This is a genomic window from Pedobacter nutrimenti (assembly GCF_032678445.1).
Classification (GTDB): Bacteria; Bacteroidota; Bacteroidia; order Sphingobacteriales; family Sphingobacteriaceae; genus Pedobacter; species Pedobacter nutrimenti_A.
Window position 1 is genome coordinate 107,952 of record NZ_JAVTSQ010000012.1, and the last position, 18,793, is coordinate 126,744.

Here is an 18,793-nt window from a genome sequence, read left to right on the forward strand (position 1 = left end):
ACAGGATGAAGAATATATATATCGCCACGCTTGCAGCGGGCTTGTTTATAGGAGGGGTGAATTCCTCAGATGCACAAAAAGTAAATGTAAAAAAAGCCTTTCAGCATGCCGAATTGCAAACGGACCTGATGCTGAAAGAAGTGGCAGCGAACAAGAATACCAGTCTGGTGTCGCCCAGGACATTGGAAAAGGGGGAATTGAAGCTGGTGGCTTCAAAAGACTGGACCAGTGGTTTCTTTCCCGGGGTGTTGTGGTACTTGTATGAAAATGATCATTCTGCAAAGAGAATGGCAGAGGCGAAGCAGTTTACGGCATCTATTGAAAAGGAAAAAGATAACGGTACAACCCATGATATGGGCTTTAAAGTGTATTGTAGTGTGGGAACAGGATATCAGCTGACTAAGGATGCACATTACAAGGAGGTCCTGATTGAATCTGCGAAAACGCTGTCTACGCGTTTTAATCCCAAAACCGGGGTGATCCGTTCCTGGGACCACAGCCGGGACAAATGGGTGAATCCAACCATTATTGACAATATGCTGAACCTGGAGTTGTTGTTTGAAGCGACAAGGTTGACCGGCGATTCTTCTTTTTACAAAATTGCGGTGAGTCATGCGAATACAACGATGAAAAATCATTTCCGGGCAGATTATAGTTCTTATCATGTGGTGGATTACGATCCGAATACGGGGGCTGTTTTGAAGAGGACTACGCATCAGGGATATAGTGATGCATCTGCCTGGGCCAGGGGACAGGCCTGGGGTTTATATGGGTATACCATGTGTTACCGCTATACCCACAACCTGGCTTATTTGAAGCAGGCGGAACATATTGCGCATTATATTTTTAGCCATCCAAATATGCCGAAGGATTTGGTTCCGTACTGGGATTTTAATGCACCTGGTATTCCGAATGAGCCAAGGGATGCTTCTGCTGCTGCGGTGATTTCTTCTGCATTGTATGAGCTTAGTGGGTATAGTAAGGCCAATAAAGTTGATTATTTGAAGAAAGCGGATAAGATCTTGTACAGTTTAAGTACGGATTATATTGCGCCCGCAGGAACTGCAAAAGGGTTTATCTTATTGCACAGTACAGGATCTAAACCTTCTAACAGTGAAGTCGATGTTCCTTTGTCTTATGGAGATTACTATTATCTGGAAGCACTGAATAGGAAAGCGAAGTTGTAGTTTTGTAAGTTGGATAGGGGTTAGCTGGGAGAATAAAAAAAGAATGTGGTCTGGTCGAATGCTGCCTGATGTTAGGCGAGCTGGAAAAGCTCGCAAACCTCAAAAGGCATTCTCTCAGACACACATTCTTTTTTTCTGGGTGCATACCTGTATTTCGCCATATTTTCAAAATAGCGTCTTCGCAGCTTCTTCGCAGAAACCCCATACCAGGTTCGCAAAACAGGTACTTTTTGCGAACCTGCACCCACTTTCCCCCAAGGATGGTATGCCGTAGCTATTGATTAGCACCGCTGTAACATAATCTGACCATACCTGTAAAAAGAGGCCTCAACTGCTTCAATGATGTCATGTTTTTTTTAAGCTGAAGTTTCTGCAATTAGTTTAGTGAGTTCTTCTACCATTGCCGGACGCCTGGCATAGGTTTTTTTCATTTCTTTTGCAATATCCAATATGGCTTCCTGTCCCTGAGGGATGTCTTTGATGATCTTTTTCAATTTTTTCACAAAGTCTTTGTATTTCTTACGATCGCTGGTTTGCTCTGCAGCCACCTTAATTGCGGGCAGATAGACCTCTAAAAGCTCTGATGGGTAGTCTTTAAGTAAAACTTCATGGTAAAATAAAATATAGTCCAGTTCTTCTTCCTGCTTAACCAATACCAATAGTCTGTCTAGATATTTCTCTTCGATATAAATTGAGGTTACTGTAGATAGCAATGCAAGCATACTTTGCCCTGTCCAACCTCTTTTCTTATTCTTTTCATAGATATCGGTGGTAAATGAGATCGTCTCCTGGATATATACTTCGATGACTTCCTTCCATTCGTGGGGTAAATAAGTTCCTTTCCATATTTGGTAATATTCCTTATTAAAGCCTCTGTCAAAGGCAAAGTATTTACTATGGTGTCTTATAGTCGCTACGTCTTTTTCGAGGAACGCGATGCGCAACAGCTCTTTATGCCAGCTGGAAACTGTGCCAGGATGATTTTTTTCGATAGCGATTTTTATCCCGTCGTCAATCAGTGTTTTTGCTTGGATATAATCCTCTGAATGAATAGCCTTATTAATTACTTCTTGCCTTACTTCAACAATATCTAAATTTTGGGTAATTAGCTTTTCTGCTTCATCATACCTTTCTATGGAGGTTAAAAATTCAATCTTTTTGACTTTGTAGAAGTTCTTTTTGTAATCTGAATGAGGTTGTTCAGGTTTTGAGAGTTCGTTGTCGATGTATTTTAGAAATATTTTGGTCTGGCCTAATTTAACAGACAACAGCTCAAACACAGGTATTAAGTCGTAGCCAAAATCACCGTAGTCAAAATAAATATCCTCCTTCAAGGCCTTTTCCAAATAAAAGAAAAGTTGCTCTTTTAAAGGAATACCAGTATCGGGATTTATAGCTATCTGCTCAAGCAATTCAATACAAAAACTGATGGTGTCACCAATGCTGCCCGAGGAATCATCGCAATAAGTGATCACTTCCATCGTCTCTTTTAAAGCCACCTTAGCCAGCTCAAATGCATCTAAAAAATTGCGTTTTTCAACTAACTCAAAGCCCGTATTAATAATGTTTTGTAAATCACCTGCGAGGGATCTGCTATCTTTATAAGTGATAAAGCCTCTGTTCTCATACTTACGAATAGTTTTTTTGATCCATTCGCTATACTTTTTACCGAGATCTGTATTTTCATCTTTATCAGCAAAATATACTTCAAGCTCCGTTTTAAATTCCGGACTTTTATCGCTGTATAAAAGGATAAATTTTCGGTACTCCTCTAAAGAAATTTTTTCTAATAGCTTTTCAAGCTTCATTGCCTATTTATTTTGTTCTAAGGTAGTAAATAGGGTGATTTTTTTATCAGATATTGGAGTAGGTATTTTACTAAATTATTGAATAATCGTCTTTCGCGCAAAGACGATTATGTATATTTTATTTATTATGAAAGAGATTTTAAAGGAGATTTTGATTCAAAATCAGGAAAGGAACCTTTACAGAGAGCTTAGAGTGCGCAACACAGGAATGTCTCTGGATCTTGAAAAGATACAGGCGATTATCGGACCTCGTCATGTAGGCAAAACTTCAGCAATGTTTTTAGCTATTGAAGAATTAAAAACCGTCCGTGGAATATCTCCCACGCAGATAATCTATTTCAATTTTGAAGACGAGCGTATACAATTTGAACCTCATCAGCTTGATTTAATTCTTCAGGCATGGCAAGAACTCTATCTGGAAAGTAAATTGGAAGATGCCTGGTTTTTCTTTGATGAAGTACAAGCCGCACCAGGCTGGGAACGTTTTTTAAACCGGATCAACGAAACCTGGTCTAAAAAAAATATTCTTTACCGGTAGCAATAGTTCGGTTCTGCATACAGAACTTAATTCTGTTTTACGGGGGCGGAGTATTGCTATAGAACTACTACCTCTTTCTTTTAAAGAATATTGCGAATTCAGCAATTTTAAACCTTCAGAATACGGCTCGGGTAAAAGCAAAACAATAGCGTTGTTTCTTAAATATCTGGTTCATGGAGGGTATCCCGAGACCATTAATCTTCCATCCATGCAAGTAGGCCTGGCTTATTTACAGGAATATTATAATGCCATGTTGCTCCGCGATATTGTAGAATATAACCAATTAAGCAATTATACCTATTTAAGAAGCTTGTACCGTCAGGCAGCATCTACTATAGGTAAAACAATAAGTAACAGACGATTATATAATCAGCTTAAATCACAACAATATAGCGTTGGAGTGAATAGTGTTTATGAAGCAATGGATATGGCCGAGCAAGCCTATCTTTTTAAAAGAATCAGCCGCTTTGATTATTCAGATATGTTTTCTGATCGCGCTGATCTTACAGATTCTGAGGCTTGATCATGAAATCATGTTTTTCTTGGGTGCAGACTGGGAAGAGTGCGTAAACTTATACCATTGCATTCCTATTGTCTCTACTTGCCGGGCGTGTTTTTATCTGCGACTTCCATTTAAGCTGATTTTATAAATTTTCTATAGATATTCAGGTATAATATTATCTTTATATAGTTCATTTCTGTGTCTTCTATGGATAACCAACCAAACATGCGTGCATTTGTTCCGCATCCGGCACTGCAGCCCTATGTGCAGGGGTATAACTATGTCGGCCCGGGAGTGATCCATCAGGGAATTACTTCAATTGATATTTACCCCGCAGACCATACCGAAATGTCGTTTATTTTAGACGAATACCACGCCTTCCGGGAAAAGGGAACTACTCACATTTCTGGCTATCCGCTTTGTTTTGTGGGGATGCTAAACCAGGGACGCTGTTTTGATGTTTTTCCAAAAACATTTGTTCAGGTGGTATTTAAGCCCTATGGTGCTTTCAAATTGTTTGGTATCCCTCAGCGGCATTTTTCCAATCTGGCTACTGATGTCGGACTCCTGTTTCCAGGTATTGATTTATTAACCGAACAGCTGAAAGAAGCATCCGGCGCATCTGCCAAGATCGTTGCCATCTTAGAGCAATGGCTGCTGAAACGGCTGGACATGGCGGCGAAAACCGATGTCAGCAGTATTGCTTATGCCTGTGAACAGATTCAGAATAGCAATGGATTGATCAGGATAGAAGAACTTTGCCGCCGTATGAGAATATCGACAACCACGCTGGGGGACCAGTTCAGGGAAAAAGTGGGTTTCAGCCCTAAAACCTTTAGCCGGATTGTCCGTTTTAACAACATCAATACTTTTATCGGCCAAAAGCGGGACCTGAAATGGCAGGAGCTGGTTTATGTATATGGCTTCTTCGATCAGAACCACTTTATCAAAGAATTTAAGCACTTTTATGGATGTACACCTTCCCAGTGGCATGCCCTTAAACCCGTGGAGTAATCCAATCTGGTTCCGTCGATTTTTACTATGCATGGGTAGGGCAGATCACTATCTTGGTGGTCATGTTAAACACTTTGAGTTGTATTGTCGTTGATGACAGTTATCTGGATAGGACAACGGTTGAAGCAGAATTGGAAAATTTTAACCACTTAAAATTATTGGGAAGTTTTTCCAATGCGGTAGCGGCAATGGAAATGATCAGGGTACTGCAGCCGGATGTTTTATTTCTGGATGTGGATATGCCAGGGATAACCGGACTGCAATTGTTCGATAAAATTGACAGTTATTCGCCTGCCTGCATTATCATTACCTCTTTTCCGGAATATGCACCCTATGGTTTCGAACTGAAAATCTTCGATTATATTTTAAAGCCCCTGGAAACCCATCGCTTTAACCTCACCGTACAAAGGCTGCAGGATTTCACCATGCTTAAACAAAAAGCCAGTGCTTATGATGTGCTTTTTAAACAGGATGAAATCATTTTTAAAGAAGGCCTGAATACGATAAAACTCAGCAGCAGCGAAATCATATATCTCGAGGCCTTTGGCGATTACACAAAAATTGTGACGGAGAAAAAGGTCTATCTAACGCTGACCACGCTCTCGCACTTTCTGGAATCTTTACCGGCAGGCAAGTTTATGCGGATCCACAGAAGTTATGTGGTAGCGATCAATAAAGTAAAACGCTTTAATGTTAAAAATATAGAGGTTGGCACCACCACATTGCCAGTAAGCAAGACCCATCTGAAAGAAGCCAAACAAACATTTAAATAGAAATGATATGTATTCCAAAACGTTAACCATTTTCCTGCTGTTATTATGGTCTGCGCTTTCTTGTCCACACGCTTTTGGTCAGCAGGACCAGCACCACAAATTGCTTAACGAGAAAAAGAAAATCTGTGAAACTACGCTTGCCGCTTTTACAGGCAAGCCCGAAAGCCTGAGTTTACTTGTACAAACAGGCAATGAAGGATTGAAGCTGACAAAACCAGAAGACTATGGGTATAAATTCCTTTTTAACCAGGCTATCGGATATGGTTATTATTATAGGCAGGATTTTAAACAGGCAAAGGACCATTTTGAACAGGCATACGACCAGGCACTGAAAGGTGGCCTGGTGGAGAAAAGCTTAAAACCACTTGGGAACCTGATTGCCGTTTACCATTATCTGGGCATGCAGGATAAAGCGGACGAAGCGGCACAAAAGCTAAAGCAGGTTACAGAGGCCACAGATACGCTGAAAAATAAAAGTGATATCTATTTTAACCTGGGCTTATATAACCAACAACAAAAGTTTTATTATGGCATCGCACTGAGTAATTTCTTAAAAAGTGCGGCCTTGCACAAACAAATGGTAGACACTACAAAATCCCTGAAAATCAAACTGGATTATGGTGTTAAGCTCATGATGATAGGCGAAATTTATATTTATTTAAAACAGCCGATTAAAGCGCTTCAATATCTGGACGAGATAAAACCATATTTGGGACAGTCGCTCATCTTTGATATCACCGCCTATGGAAAATTGATCAGGGCCGAAGTGCTGTCCCACCATAGAACAGAAGCGTTAAAATATTACGCCCTTTTGCACCGTACTGCTGAAAAAACTCCCGGAAAATGGTCAGAGCTGGTTTCCTCCAGCCTGGAACTTGGAGGAATGGCCCTGAAGGACAAGGCCTATCCATCGGCAAAATCTTATATAGATAAAGCAGACCGGCAGGCAAAGCTGGATAACAATGAAATGCTGACCTCTGCGGTGAACCTTTCTTATGGCGATTATTACAAGGGGCTTGGTAACTATGTCCTTGCTGGTAAATATTATAAGCTGGCAGAGCATGGTTCTGCTGTTTACAATAAGGAGCAGTATGCAGAACTGCTAAAGTCGATAACGGAGGTCACTGTCCTTTCGGGTGATAAATTAACGGCAAAGCGCTATCTTAATAAATACACCGAGGTTTCTGATTCGCTGAATCAAAGTAAGATCTCCCTGAACCTGGCCGAAATGGAGGCCCGTTTTCAAAATGAATATAAGCAGCAGAAAATAGGTTTGTTAAATAAAGAGAATGACGCCAAAAACCTCCAGCTGCAGCAGGAAAAAACGACCCGGTGGGTGTTGATTGGTGCTGCGCTCTTATTGCTTGCCGCAATTTCACTGGTGTACCTAAACTTTAAAAATAAACAAAAAGCCAATTTGTTGCTGGATAAAAAGAACAAACAACTGGATATCATCAACGAACAGCTGATCGCTGCCAACCAGACCAAAGCCAAATTATTCGGGATCATTTCCCATGACCTGAGAAGCCCGGTGAGCCAATTGTTCACCTACCTTAAATTGCAGCATACCAGGCCTGGTTTAATGACTGAAGAAAGTAAGAGACAACACCAGAGTGAACTGTTGCTGTCTTCTTCTAATTTACTGGCCACAATGGAAGACCTGCTCTTATGGTCGAAAAGCCAAATGGAACACTTTAAACTGGATAATGAAGCAGTGGATGTGCAACATTTACTGGCGGAGGTGATGTGCCTGCTGCAAGGTCAGGCAGAGGGTAAGAAGTTAAAGTTAGAAGTCGGAAAGCTTGATTATCAGTTCGTGAACAGTGATTATAACCTGTTGTTTACCATTTTGCGGAATTTGCTGCAAAATGCAGTGAACAATGCTTTTGCCGAAACCGTGATCTCGATCCAGGCAAATGTTAACGCACAGAAGCAGCAATACATTTCCATTTTAAACCATGGTGAAATGATCCCGGCAGAAAAAATCGAAGAATTGATCAATGAGGTAGATATCAATAGCAAGTCGACCGGCTACGGGTTGCTCATTGTTAAAGATCTGACCGGAATGATCGGGGCAAGACTGAACATTTTCAGCACGATGGAAGGTACCACCACACAGGTGGTCTTTTCCTGATCCTTTTAACGATTATTAATGCCATTTGGTAGATTATTTCACTAGAATCCTGGTGTTTAGGCATACGTTTATCTGGTAAATGTAGGTTTTATGAAAAAAAGCTCAACGATCAGTACTGTGTTCAAAATCGGATTTTTCGCCTTGTTTTTATTGGTCTGCTGCCATGGGAGAACAAGATACAGTGGTGCAGACCAGGAAAAAATGGCAATTCAGTTCTTTTCTGCAAAAATTAATGGTGTTTTATGGGAAGGTTACCCATCAGAAGAAGCTGAAGGGTACCAGGTCACGTATAAACCTTTAAGCCGGCAATTACAGATCTCCGCAGGAGCCAAAGACAGTTCCAGGATCGAACTCTCCTTTCATGCCATCGACAGGATTGTACCAGGCAGTTACCCGTCAACAAAAAACGATCATGGGATTGAAAGCGGGATATTCTATTATCCTGCAGCAAAAAACAAAGACATGGGAAGCATTACAGCCGAAGTTCCCATACAGGAAAACACCGTCGTACTGACAAAAGTTGAGTTCATCTCTAAAGACACCTATCTTTTAGAAGGTACATTTTCTGGGACCTTGTATGGGCTTTCTCCTATACACCTGGCACCCGCAAGTCAGCTTACAGCAGGCAAATTCAGGGTAATTTACAGGGCCGGGCTCAACAATCCATCACTATAAAGTTCATTCAACGATTATTCCTGTCTGTTCAACGATCCGTTGAAACGATAGCCGGATCATGACTTTATCTTCAGGTAATAAATTATTTCCTATGAAAGCTCAATACTTATTTATCATGCTTTTAAGCCTTAGTGCCATGATCACTTCCTGCTCTCAGCAAGGTTTAGAAGGCCCGGAAGGTCCAGCAGGTCCGGCAGGGGCACAAGGCGTAGCAGGCAATGCTGGCCCGGTTGGTGCTGCAGGTCAAAATGGCAGTATCATTTATAGCGGAAACGGAACTCCCCCTGCTGCATTAGGGGCAGCCGGAGATTATTATCTCGATGTAACAACAGGGAACCTGTACGGACCTAAAGTTGCTGCCGGATGGAGGACACCAACGCCTCTGAGAGGAGCTAACGGAACCAATGGTACCAATGGAACGAACGGCAGTAATGGCACCAATGGCACGAACGGTACCAATGGTACAAACGGAAGTACGACTTTAAGCGGAAATGGTACCCCAACTGCGGGTACAGGAAAGATTGGGGACTATTTCTTAGATAAGACCAACTATTTACTATATGGACCGAAAGCCGCATCCGGATGGGGAATTCCTGTTTTATTGCGGGGTGCCAATGGGGCACAGGGTCCTACAGGTGCTGCAGGTAAAGACGGCAGCATCATTTACAGTGGTTCTGGTCTTCCTGTTACCGCTATTGGCGCAAACGGAGATTACTATTTAGATAAGAACACAGGCAATCTATACGGGCCCAAAACAGCAGCTGGCTGGGGAACACCAACGGTTCTTAGGGGTACCAACGGTACAAATGGAACGAATGGTACAAACGGGGCAAACGGAACTGATGGTACGAATGGGACCAATGGCACTAACGGAACAAATGGGACCAACGGGAGTGTAACTTTAAGTGGTACAGGTGCGCCCGGTACCGGACTTGGTGCAGTTGGAGATTATTATTTAGATAAAGGCAATTATCTGTTATATGGTCCTAAAGTAGCGAATGGATGGGGTGTGCCTCTCTTACTTCGGGGGGCAGCGGGTGCACAGGGCCCTACCGGGCCTGCAGGTGCAGACGGTACGGTAATTTATAGTGGTATTGGTACTCCGGATAACAGTCTGGGTAAACCAGGTGATTTTTATATTAGTGTGGGTACCGCCATGATGTGGGGGCCAAAAAGCCTGGACAACTGGCAAAATGGATTTTCACTCAGAGGGGCAAACGGAACAAATGGGTCCAACGGTACCAATGGAACAAATGGCACCAATGGAACAAATGGCTCATCTGTTTTAAATGGAGTAGGGGCACCAGCAACGGCTACCGGGGCTATCGGTGATTTTTATATTGATATCTCTACCTATACCATCTATGGTCCTAAAGCAGCAGGCGGATGGGGTACCGGAACCTCTTTAAAAGGGGCAGATGGCAGCTCCAGTACTTTTGCTTTCGAAACCACAGATATATCCAGATTTTATTTCGATTCCTGGTTTAGCCCTGGATCAACAAGTATGAACACGATCCTCAAAATGGATAGAAATTTAGATGGGGACCCAAATAATTTAACCAACAGCGATACCACAACCGTTTTTAATGTTCCCGCAACTGCGGTACAAGCCGCAACAAATGGGGTCGTACTGGTGTATTTCAGGATCACCACCTTTGGATCAGAAAAGAGATGGGTACAATTGTCGTATACCAACACGGAGGCCAGTACGGTCCAATATTATACCTATAAGCTCTATACCAATACCAATTCTGCAGTCGTCAGGATCTTTGGATCAGCAAACGCAACTACAACATGGTTAAACGTGGATAAGGTAAGGATCGTGGTCATGCCGCCAAGCTCAACAGGGGTACTGAGTGCCACCAACCGGCAGCAACCTCCACAGATGCCACTATCACAGGTAATGCAAAAACTCAACATCCGGGATAAAGACTTCAAAACCTTAAAGTGATCTGTTTATGAAACGCACCATTTTTATGTTTTTGCTGTTATCCTTTGTGGGGATGCGGGTACTGGCACAGGACCTCGGTCAGATCGGGAGCCAAAAACCTATTTCCTTTAGTGGATCTCTAGGCCTGGGGGTTGGTACGTATAGTGTTAATGGTATTCCTGCCAGACAGAGGGACTTTTCCTATATTTTTAACGGTGCACCAACACTGAGTATTTATGGCATTTCGTTCCCTTTTTCTGTAGTGGTGAGCGACCAGCAGCGCAGTTATACCCAGCCTTTTAATCAATATGGGATTAGCCCGACCTATAAATGGGCCACGCTTCATGCCGGTTGGAGGAGCCTGGAATTTTCTCCGTTTACTTTGGCGGGGCATAATTTCCTTGGGGGCGGACTGGAGCTAAACCCTGGCAAACTCAGGTTCGGTTTTATTTACGGTAGGTTTAACAAGGCAATTGAAGAGGACCTGAACCAGCCCCTGGCATTGGCCCAGCAACCAGCATACCAAAGAACAGGGTATAGTGTAAAACTTGGGGTGGGTACGGAACAAAACCACGTTGATCTTATTTTCCTTAAAGCGAAAGATAAGATCAGTTCATTGAGCACAACCCCGAGCAGTTTAACCTTAACACCTGCAGAAAATATGGTGCTGGGCATTTCTTCCAAATTCGGCTTTTTGAAACATTTTGTGGTTGATCTTGACCTTTCAGGGAGTATCTATACCCGCAACCTATTATCTGATACGGTTAAAAACCTAAAGCTGGATAAAATAGGCTTTATCAAAGACATCATTACCCTGAATGCCTCCACACAGCTGTTAACAGCGGCCCAAACCAGTATTGGTTATAATGCCAGCAATTACAATGTCAAACTCAAATACCGCAGGGTAGATCCGGATTATAAAAGTATGGGCGCCTATTATTTTGAAACCGATGTGCAAAATTATACAGCAGAAGGAATGGTAAAGTTAATGAAAGGACAGTTGCAGCTGAGCGGAAGTTTTGGCTTACAGAATGACAATATCCTTCACGACAAATTGGCCCGTTCTACCCGAAAAATCGGGTCAATAAACGCATCGTTTAATAGGCCAGCTTATGGGGTCGACCTGAGATATACCAATTTCGGGATCACGCAAGACCGGGGGCTAAACCCGGTCTTGGATATGTTCAGGGTATCCAGGACCAATCACAACCTGAGTACCATACTGAGGTATAGCATCAATAATGAGGACATGGTCCATGGATTTATCCTGGTCGGGAATTTACAGTCGCTAGTAGACCTCAATGAACTGACCAAGCCCAACAGCAAATCCAACAGCAGAACGGTCAATTTTTCTTATCAGCTGGATTTACCCAAAAAATCATTTGGTGTAAATGCCAATGTCAATTATACCGTTGCTGAGGTATCCTTTGGGAAGACCATTTTCTATGGCCCCACCATTGGTGTAAACCAAACCTTAGATAAAGGCAAGTTGGGTTTAAATGCGGCATTAAGTTATCAGCTGCAAAGGAACAACCGGATTGATGCCGGGAACATCATCAATCTCAATTTGAATGGTTCTTACCAGATTGGCAAGCGGGATGCGGCCAATGTAGCCCTGAGCTATTTAAAAAGCAATTCAAAAGATAGTACACTGCCTTCCTTCAATGAGATCAGGTCAAACCTGGGCATCGTCCATTCCTTTTAAAATTTAATAAGTAAAGCTATGAGCAATTTCTACGATTTCATAAAAGGTCTTAAAAGAACTTCAGTTTTGTTTTTAGTACTGGTCCTTTCTTTCAGTACTAAAATGGCTTTGGCGCAAAGTGTAAATATCAATGTGAACATTATACCACCATATTCACCCTATTATTCCGATTACGCCGGTCCGAATGCCTCAAAAGTGCTGTTGATCCTTCAAAACCTAACCAATACCACCAAAACGATTAAATTGAAAGGACAATTGGAAGGCGATAACGGGATCAGGATCTCTACAAAATCAAATTACGTTCCGCTGCAGCCGATCATTTTAAACCCCAACCAAACCAGGCAACTCAATGGTTTGGCTTTAAAAGATATTTTCGATCTAAATTCGCTGAATGTTTATGGGGTAGACAAAGTGAAACTGGTACAGACCTCCCGTTTGCCGGAAGGAAACTATACTTTTTGTGTGCAGGCGGTAGATATGGCCACCAATCAGGTGATTTCTTCCAGTGCACCGTTGGGCTGTACTTCTATTGGCATCAGCTATCCGGAGCCTCCTATACTCATTAGCCCTTCTGCTTCTGTTTTTGCCACCACTCCTCAGAGTGTTGTCTTCAACTGGATCAATGCGGGGTTTGTACCAATAGGCATTCAATATGTTTTACAAGTAGCAGAAATGCCGTTGCCTTCCTCTGATCCCAACCAGGTTTTAAATTCAGCATCTTTTCCGCTGATCAATAAAACGTTAAACGGGTTTTCTTACGTATTGTCGCCATCAGATCCGCCGCTGAAAATGAATAAAAGTTATGCCTGGAGGGTGAAGGCGGTGGATCCGGCAGGAAAAGCGACCTTTAAAAATAACGGAGTGAGTGGCGCCAATGTGTTTACGTACAGCAATACTTCAGACATCACGCCGGTGGCCAAACTGAGCCCACCTACACTCACTTATCCTGATGCCAATGCAAAGCTGGTACCCGCTTCGGTCGATAACCTGGTTTTTCAATGGATCATTCCGAGGAATACACCAAGAGGTACAAAATATCGTCTCCAGCTGGTGGAGCTTTCTGCTATAGATTCGGATCCGGTTAAGGCATTCAATTCTGGTGCATTATTGATGAATATACCGCTTAGTGAAAAATTGTATATGCGTGCTAAAACAGATCCTGAATTGAAGATTGGAAAGCGCTATGCATGGAGGGTACAGGCCACAGGCAAGGGAACGTTTATCAATGACGGCTTTAGTGAGATCCATACTTTTGATTATATTGCATCTTCTGGTCCTGGTGAGGCCCTTGCATCTGCACCGGTTATGATTTCGCCCGTAAATGGAGAGTCGTTTACCCAAATGGACAATTTAAGTCAGCCTTTAATTAAGGTAGATTGGAAACCGACCAATTTAACATCCCCGGTTACCTATGATATTGTGATCTCCAAAATTCCATTTAATGTGGAGCCTAAAATTGCCGTGGAAGGGGAATTGCAGGTCGTGTTTTCTCATAGCCAGTCGGCCACCCAGTTTTTATTAAGGGACCCGGCGCAAAATCCTAACCAGAGTAAATCCATAACTTCTGCCCAGTTAGAAGACGGGGCCAGTTATGCCCTGCAGGTTACGGTTAGGGGCAAAGATGCCGCAGGAAAAGATGTTCGGTTTGCAAACCTGGGCAAAAGTAATGTGGTCCAGTTTACCTATCACCAAAACCCTAAAAAAGCCCCTGAAATACCAGCACCAATTGAAAGCACCATTGCCGGCCGGTTTTTATACCGGTTTAAAGAAATAGGGGAGCAACCGGTGAATACAGCCTTGGGGTTTCCTAAGGTAACCAGTACCGTTTTATTTAACGGACCTAGTTTAGGTAGCCCGACTACTGTAAATTATAAGGTAGATTATGACAGTTATCCAGATTATGCGGCCAGCGGCAGGTTCCCGACGAAAGGAATTGAAAAACCATTGAAGAATGTAGCGGTTAAGTTTACGTATACTATCCTTCAGGCCAGTAGCTCCAGCCCTAAAAACCTTTCAGATCTTAAAGAAGTTGAACAGAGTAAGTCTGAGACGGTGAATGGATATTATACAAAATATGTGCAGCCGGGTAATGAAAAAGTATATTACGACAAGGTGATTACCCCCAACTATTTCCGCTTGAAAGAAGACGGTACCTTTAACCTGACCTTCATCAATAATTATAAGCTAGGTTTTATTGGTAGCAAAGGTGGGGTGAGTTATTTCGGCGTGATCCGTCCTTTAATTATAGAAGATGGATATTTTACCACCTCTGAAATATTGCTGTTCCCTAAGGTGGGTAAAACGATAACCATGCCGGACGAAGTTGTTTTTGTAAATGCTTACAATGCAGAATTATTGGTTAAAACACGAATAGGTATCAAGAACCAGGCCGTGGAGGCTGGTAATATTCTGGCCAATTATCCGGTAGAGGTATTGGATCAGCACAAGGTGATAACAGGTATAGTTCAGGGATCTGGCGATCTGAAGTCATATACCATAGTAGACAATTTACTGACTATGCCAGTAGAGGCCAATGCAGACAGTTATGCTGCGCAAATCCGGGAAGGTTTTCCCGTTGTAGATATGACAAAGACCAGTACGTTTGGTATTGCGCACATCAAGAATCTGTTGGCCAACCACCGGCATCTTGTTGGGGCAGCCTTAAATCCTTATGAAGGCAATTTAAATTATCAGCCCAGCTTTATCGCATTTCCGCCCAGTTCTCCTAAACAAGCAGACCAGGGGGATAAAACACCTGCTATTATTACGGAGGCGTACAACCTAAGCGAACACTACCAGTCACCGATGTTCAGCACTGGTTTTAGCCCGGTCACCATAAAAGCACAGCTTAGCGTGGCGCCTAAAAAACCTGAGATCTATTTAAGGGCCATTGCTAAACAAGGTGGAAATGTAATCGGAATCCCTGAAGTCTACGTAAATGTCATTTCTTACCCGGTGAGTACAAACAAGAAGATTATAGATGAGACGTATAAAACCGACAAGAATGGTTATTTCCAGATGGGCGACTTGCCAGAGGGGTACGAAAGGACCATTATTTTAATGAAAGCTGGTTTTCAGGACAAAAAAGTTGCCGACCATCAAAATATCGCTCTTGGCCAGCGTTACCCGGAAAGTGTGGAACAGGAGATGACGGCGGGGGGAAGTGTTTTTGCCAGGGTGGTCAATGAAAAGGGGCAATCGGTTTCCTGTAACCTGAAGATCGGAGATGGCCCCTTTATTAAAAGTGCCATTGGTAGTTTTACAGTTGAAAACTGCCAGACCGGTTGGCGAAATGTGCAGGTGGTACCAACGGTAGACAATTACTTTGCAGAATCTTTATCTCCGGTTATTAAAACAAATGGGGATTGGACCATCGTGACCAATCCAGCTGGTGCCAGTACAAATACCATCGTATTAAAAGAAAAGCTGCACCGTGTACGCTTTAAAATTGTAGATGAGAACGGTAATCCCGTGGCCGAAAGCTGTACTTCGGTTGGGACAAGCTTGAATGTTTGCTACCCTAGTGATCCTAAAACTGGTTTGACCAATGAAATCGGAGTAGCAAGCCCCGATAACGAATTTCATATCCGTACCGTTGCAAGCGGCTATGTCACTTATGATAATTACAAAAATATTCCCATCTGTAAAACAGGTGAAATAATACCCATAAAACTAATAAGGGCAAAAACCATTGTAGGTTACGTACTTGATGCCAAGACCCAAAAGCCTGTGAAAAATGCCAGGGTTTATACCATAAGCGGCACCAATGAGGATGGGCAGATACAGAATGATACTTATACAGATGAGAAGGGCTATTATGTGCTTTCTGGTGCCATCAATCAATCTATGTTTTTTGACTATAGTACCGGTATGAACATACAAAGCCCAATAGATGTATATGCGGTAAAAGGAGGCGAGGATGCCTATCAACGCCAAAAACAAACGGTGGTCTTTGGTTATGGTATGGGTCCAAATACAGTAAGCAATGTTGTCTTTAATTTAACAAGCCTGGACATGAAGGCCGAAATCTGGGGGCTCCCGGTGGAAATAAATACGCTGGATGAAGGGTCATTACCTTTTACATTGAATATTAGCGGCGCATTCGTTAAAATACCTGATAATGCTACTTTTAAAACAGCGCTGAGTAATGCCCAATTGCCATTTAAAAATGTGCTGGTATATATAGATAAAAAAACAATGCCAGATGGTACGTTCAAATATATATATGTGCCAACCACTAACGAGATCAGCGTACAATCCAATGCGTTTAAAGTTATGGCTTTTAACAAATTCTCCTGTGAAGTATTGGGCAGTGATCAATTTTTTCAATATCCATTGTTAAAAATCACTAAAAATAAAAACGGTTTGGGCGTACTCCGCGGTTTTGTAACTTCCGAGCTGGCCTCATTTAATTTCAGCTATAATTACAATGGTAAATTCCTTCTCGGTGATGATAAAGTTCAAACGTTTGGGGCATCAATTTTGCCTTCCGCTGTTGATGTTTTAGGCGCAGAAAATAGTTTTACTCCTCTTAACAAATATAAGCTCAAAGCATTGTATGGGGTGAGCAATTTCAATATTCATAATTTCAGTGCACAATTTAAGTCTGGCTTTTTTGATAAGGATGCGTTTAATATCGATGCCAATGTCAACTTACAGATTCCATTGGTCGGTGCCAGTTCAATGCCTGCCGGACAGTTTAAGGTGATGCCAAATGACATTGTGTGGAACCAGTATACGGGCAATATCAATATTCCGCTGGAAAGCTGGACGGTCTTAGGAAAAGGATTGCTTTATGATGCGAACCAAGGTGGCTTTAAGGTGCTGGAAGGAAGCTTAAAAACAGATCTGCCGCAGGTTATGTTGAAAGACCTGATGATTATGCCGACGACTGTAGATCTGGGTGCAAATAAACTTACAGGGCAGGAGGCACTTACTTTGGCCAATGTAACCCCATTGAAATTGGCACCAGGGGCAATGATGACCCTTAACTATGATGCTGCGGCCCCATTTGATCAGAAACCGCATTACCGGCTCAATTTAACCAGTCCGGGCCAGTCTGTAGCCTATGTTGATGATTTGCCGGGAATAGGCGCGACTTCTGTAAACATCAACATGCTAAGCGCCTATAGCGATGGTCAGCATAAAACCATCCTGGTTGAACCTACCAAAGTAAACTACTTTAATGTGATCTCCCAAACGGTTAAGGGGATTGAGGTGGCCCAGGATTTCTTTACCTTCATTGGCAATACCGATCTGGAAATTCCGGGTGCCCCAAATAATGTTACGGGCAGGTTTAGGTATTATAAAAATCCATCTGACAGCAAAGCCGATCACAATGGGGTGGTTTTAGCGGTAGAGAAATTGCAGACCGATGTAGAAATGGAAGGAAAAGTGAAATTTGAAGGACTTAAATTCCAGATCGCCCCAGATGAGTTGTTGGTTGAAGGGAATGTATATGTATACAAAAACAACCTTAGTGATGCCATTAAAGACTTAAGTGGCCGGCTGACCAAGCATCCTGGATCGATAAGAATGGATTTCCTGTCTGGACAAAAAATCAAGATGGGCGGAAAAGCCATTGACATTGTAGAAGGACACAATGTGGTGGAAGGCAATAAGTGGAGCCTGCTTACCTTTACCGGACAGGCAAATGACTTTAAAGCCAATGGAAAGAACCTTTTTAAAGACGGCCAGAATTTAGTTGATTTTCAAGTGAAGGGGGCGATTGAGAATGTAAAAGCGAGTGATAAAAAGCTACAGTTTAGCGATATCAGCACTCCATTTGGAGCACTTCAGATTGGCTTTGATTTTGGTGCCGGAATATTTAACGGCTCCCTGCAATTCAATAACGCCAACATTGTTTTAGGGCCGGTAACCCTTCAGGACGGTTCTATGGATCTTCAAATTGATGGTAAAGGCTTTATCTTGGTTGGGGCGATCACCGATGCGCAAATCACTGCACCGCTGCCTTCGTTCCTGATTGGGGGCTTTAAAAGCGGGATTGCTTTAGGATATTACATCGGTAAACTGCCGACCTATATGACCGATAAATTATTAGGGGTTACCTTATACAATAAACTCCCTGATGCATTTAATGAGGGATTGAAAGGCTCTTATATCAATGTGATGAAGTCGCTAAATAAAGATCAGCTGCCAAAACTGCCTGGCCCTAACTTAAAAAGCATTCCGGTTGTTGGATCGTTTATTCCGGTCTTTGATTTTTCTGCCGGGATAGATGTCTTTGTGCTGGTAGATTTTAACGATAAGCTAAAGGTAGATATTGGTGGGAAAGCATACGCAAGTGCATCTTGTTTATATGATCTTTCTCTGTGTACGATAGGTTTAGCCGGCGGGGCAGAAGGGAAATTTGACCTGAAATATATTGGTGGTTCCCTGGAAGGTTCGCTTTTATTTGCAATCACTGCGCATTTATCTTACTGTGTAGATAGTTTCGATGTTGGTGCGCAATTGTTGCTGGAGAAAAACGGCAGCGGATTTAGTTTTAAACCTTCTCTTAAATAATG

Annotated in this window: 11 protein-coding genes; 10 read left to right on the plus strand and 1 reads right to left on the minus strand. The window is 42.4% G+C overall.

The window, feature by feature from the left end:
- The first annotated feature begins 5 nt into the window (after positions 1–5).
- On the plus strand, positions 6–1,187 hold the full coding sequence (locus tag R2S08_RS21890; protein WP_316837139.1) for a glycoside hydrolase family 88 protein: 1,182 nt from the start codon (positions 6–8) through the stop codon (positions 1,185–1,187).
- A 356-nt stretch (positions 1,188–1,543) separates the two neighbouring features.
- Here the strand turns inward: R2S08_RS21890 and R2S08_RS21895 are convergent, their stop codons facing one another.
- Complete coding sequence (locus R2S08_RS21895; RefSeq protein ID WP_316837140.1) at positions 1,544–2,995, minus strand: hypothetical protein; 1,452 nt, start codon at positions 2,993–2,995, stop codon at positions 1,544–1,546.
- Between the two features lie 127 nt (positions 2,996–3,122).
- On the opposite strand from R2S08_RS21895, the gene R2S08_RS21900 reads away from it, so the two are divergent.
- The 9 genes from R2S08_RS21900 (at position 3,123) to R2S08_RS21940 (ending at position 18,791) form a co-directional block, all read left to right on the plus strand.
- Complete coding sequence (locus tag R2S08_RS21900) at positions 3,123–3,533, plus strand: ATP-binding protein (protein ID WP_316837141.1); 411 nt, start codon at positions 3,123–3,125, stop codon at positions 3,531–3,533.
- Positions 3,534–3,684: 151 nt separating this feature from the next.
- The gene (locus tag R2S08_RS21905) at positions 3,685–4,056 is read left to right on the plus strand and encodes a hypothetical protein (protein ID WP_316837142.1); all 372 of its coding nucleotides are present in this window, start codon (positions 3,685–3,687) and stop codon (positions 4,054–4,056) included.
- Positions 4,057–4,260: 204 nt separating this feature from the next.
- On the plus strand, positions 4,261–5,049 hold the full coding sequence (locus R2S08_RS21910; protein WP_316837143.1) for a helix-turn-helix domain-containing protein: 789 nt from the start codon (positions 4,261–4,263) through the stop codon (positions 5,047–5,049).
- Between the two features lie 62 nt (positions 5,050–5,111).
- On the plus strand, positions 5,112–5,822 hold the full coding sequence (locus tag R2S08_RS21915) for a LytTR family DNA-binding domain-containing protein (RefSeq protein ID WP_316837144.1): 711 nt from the start codon (positions 5,112–5,114) through the stop codon (positions 5,820–5,822).
- Between the two features lie 7 nt (positions 5,823–5,829).
- Positions 5,830–7,956 carry a HAMP domain-containing sensor histidine kinase gene (locus tag R2S08_RS21920; protein WP_316837145.1) on the plus strand — a complete coding sequence of 709 codons (2,127 nt, stop codon included), beginning with the start codon at positions 5,830–5,832 and terminating at the stop codon, positions 7,954–7,956.
- 90 nt (positions 7,957–8,046) lie between these two features.
- Positions 8,047–8,631, plus strand: coding sequence for a hypothetical protein (locus R2S08_RS21925; protein WP_316837146.1), 585 nt, complete (start codon positions 8,047–8,049; stop codon positions 8,629–8,631).
- Positions 8,632–8,722: 91 nt separating this feature from the next.
- Positions 8,723–10,582: a hypothetical protein gene (locus tag R2S08_RS21930; protein ID WP_316837147.1), complete on the plus strand. Its 1,860-nt coding sequence runs from the start codon at positions 8,723–8,725 to the stop codon at positions 10,580–10,582.
- 7 nt (positions 10,583–10,589) lie between these two features.
- Positions 10,590–12,266: a hypothetical protein gene (locus R2S08_RS21935; RefSeq protein ID WP_316837148.1), complete on the plus strand. Its 1,677-nt coding sequence runs from the start codon at positions 10,590–10,592 to the stop codon at positions 12,264–12,266.
- 18 nt (positions 12,267–12,284) lie between these two features.
- Positions 12,285–18,791, plus strand: coding sequence for a hypothetical protein (locus tag R2S08_RS21940; RefSeq protein WP_316837149.1), 6,507 nt, complete (start codon positions 12,285–12,287; stop codon positions 18,789–18,791).
- The last annotated feature ends 2 nt before the right edge of the window (positions 18,792–18,793 follow it).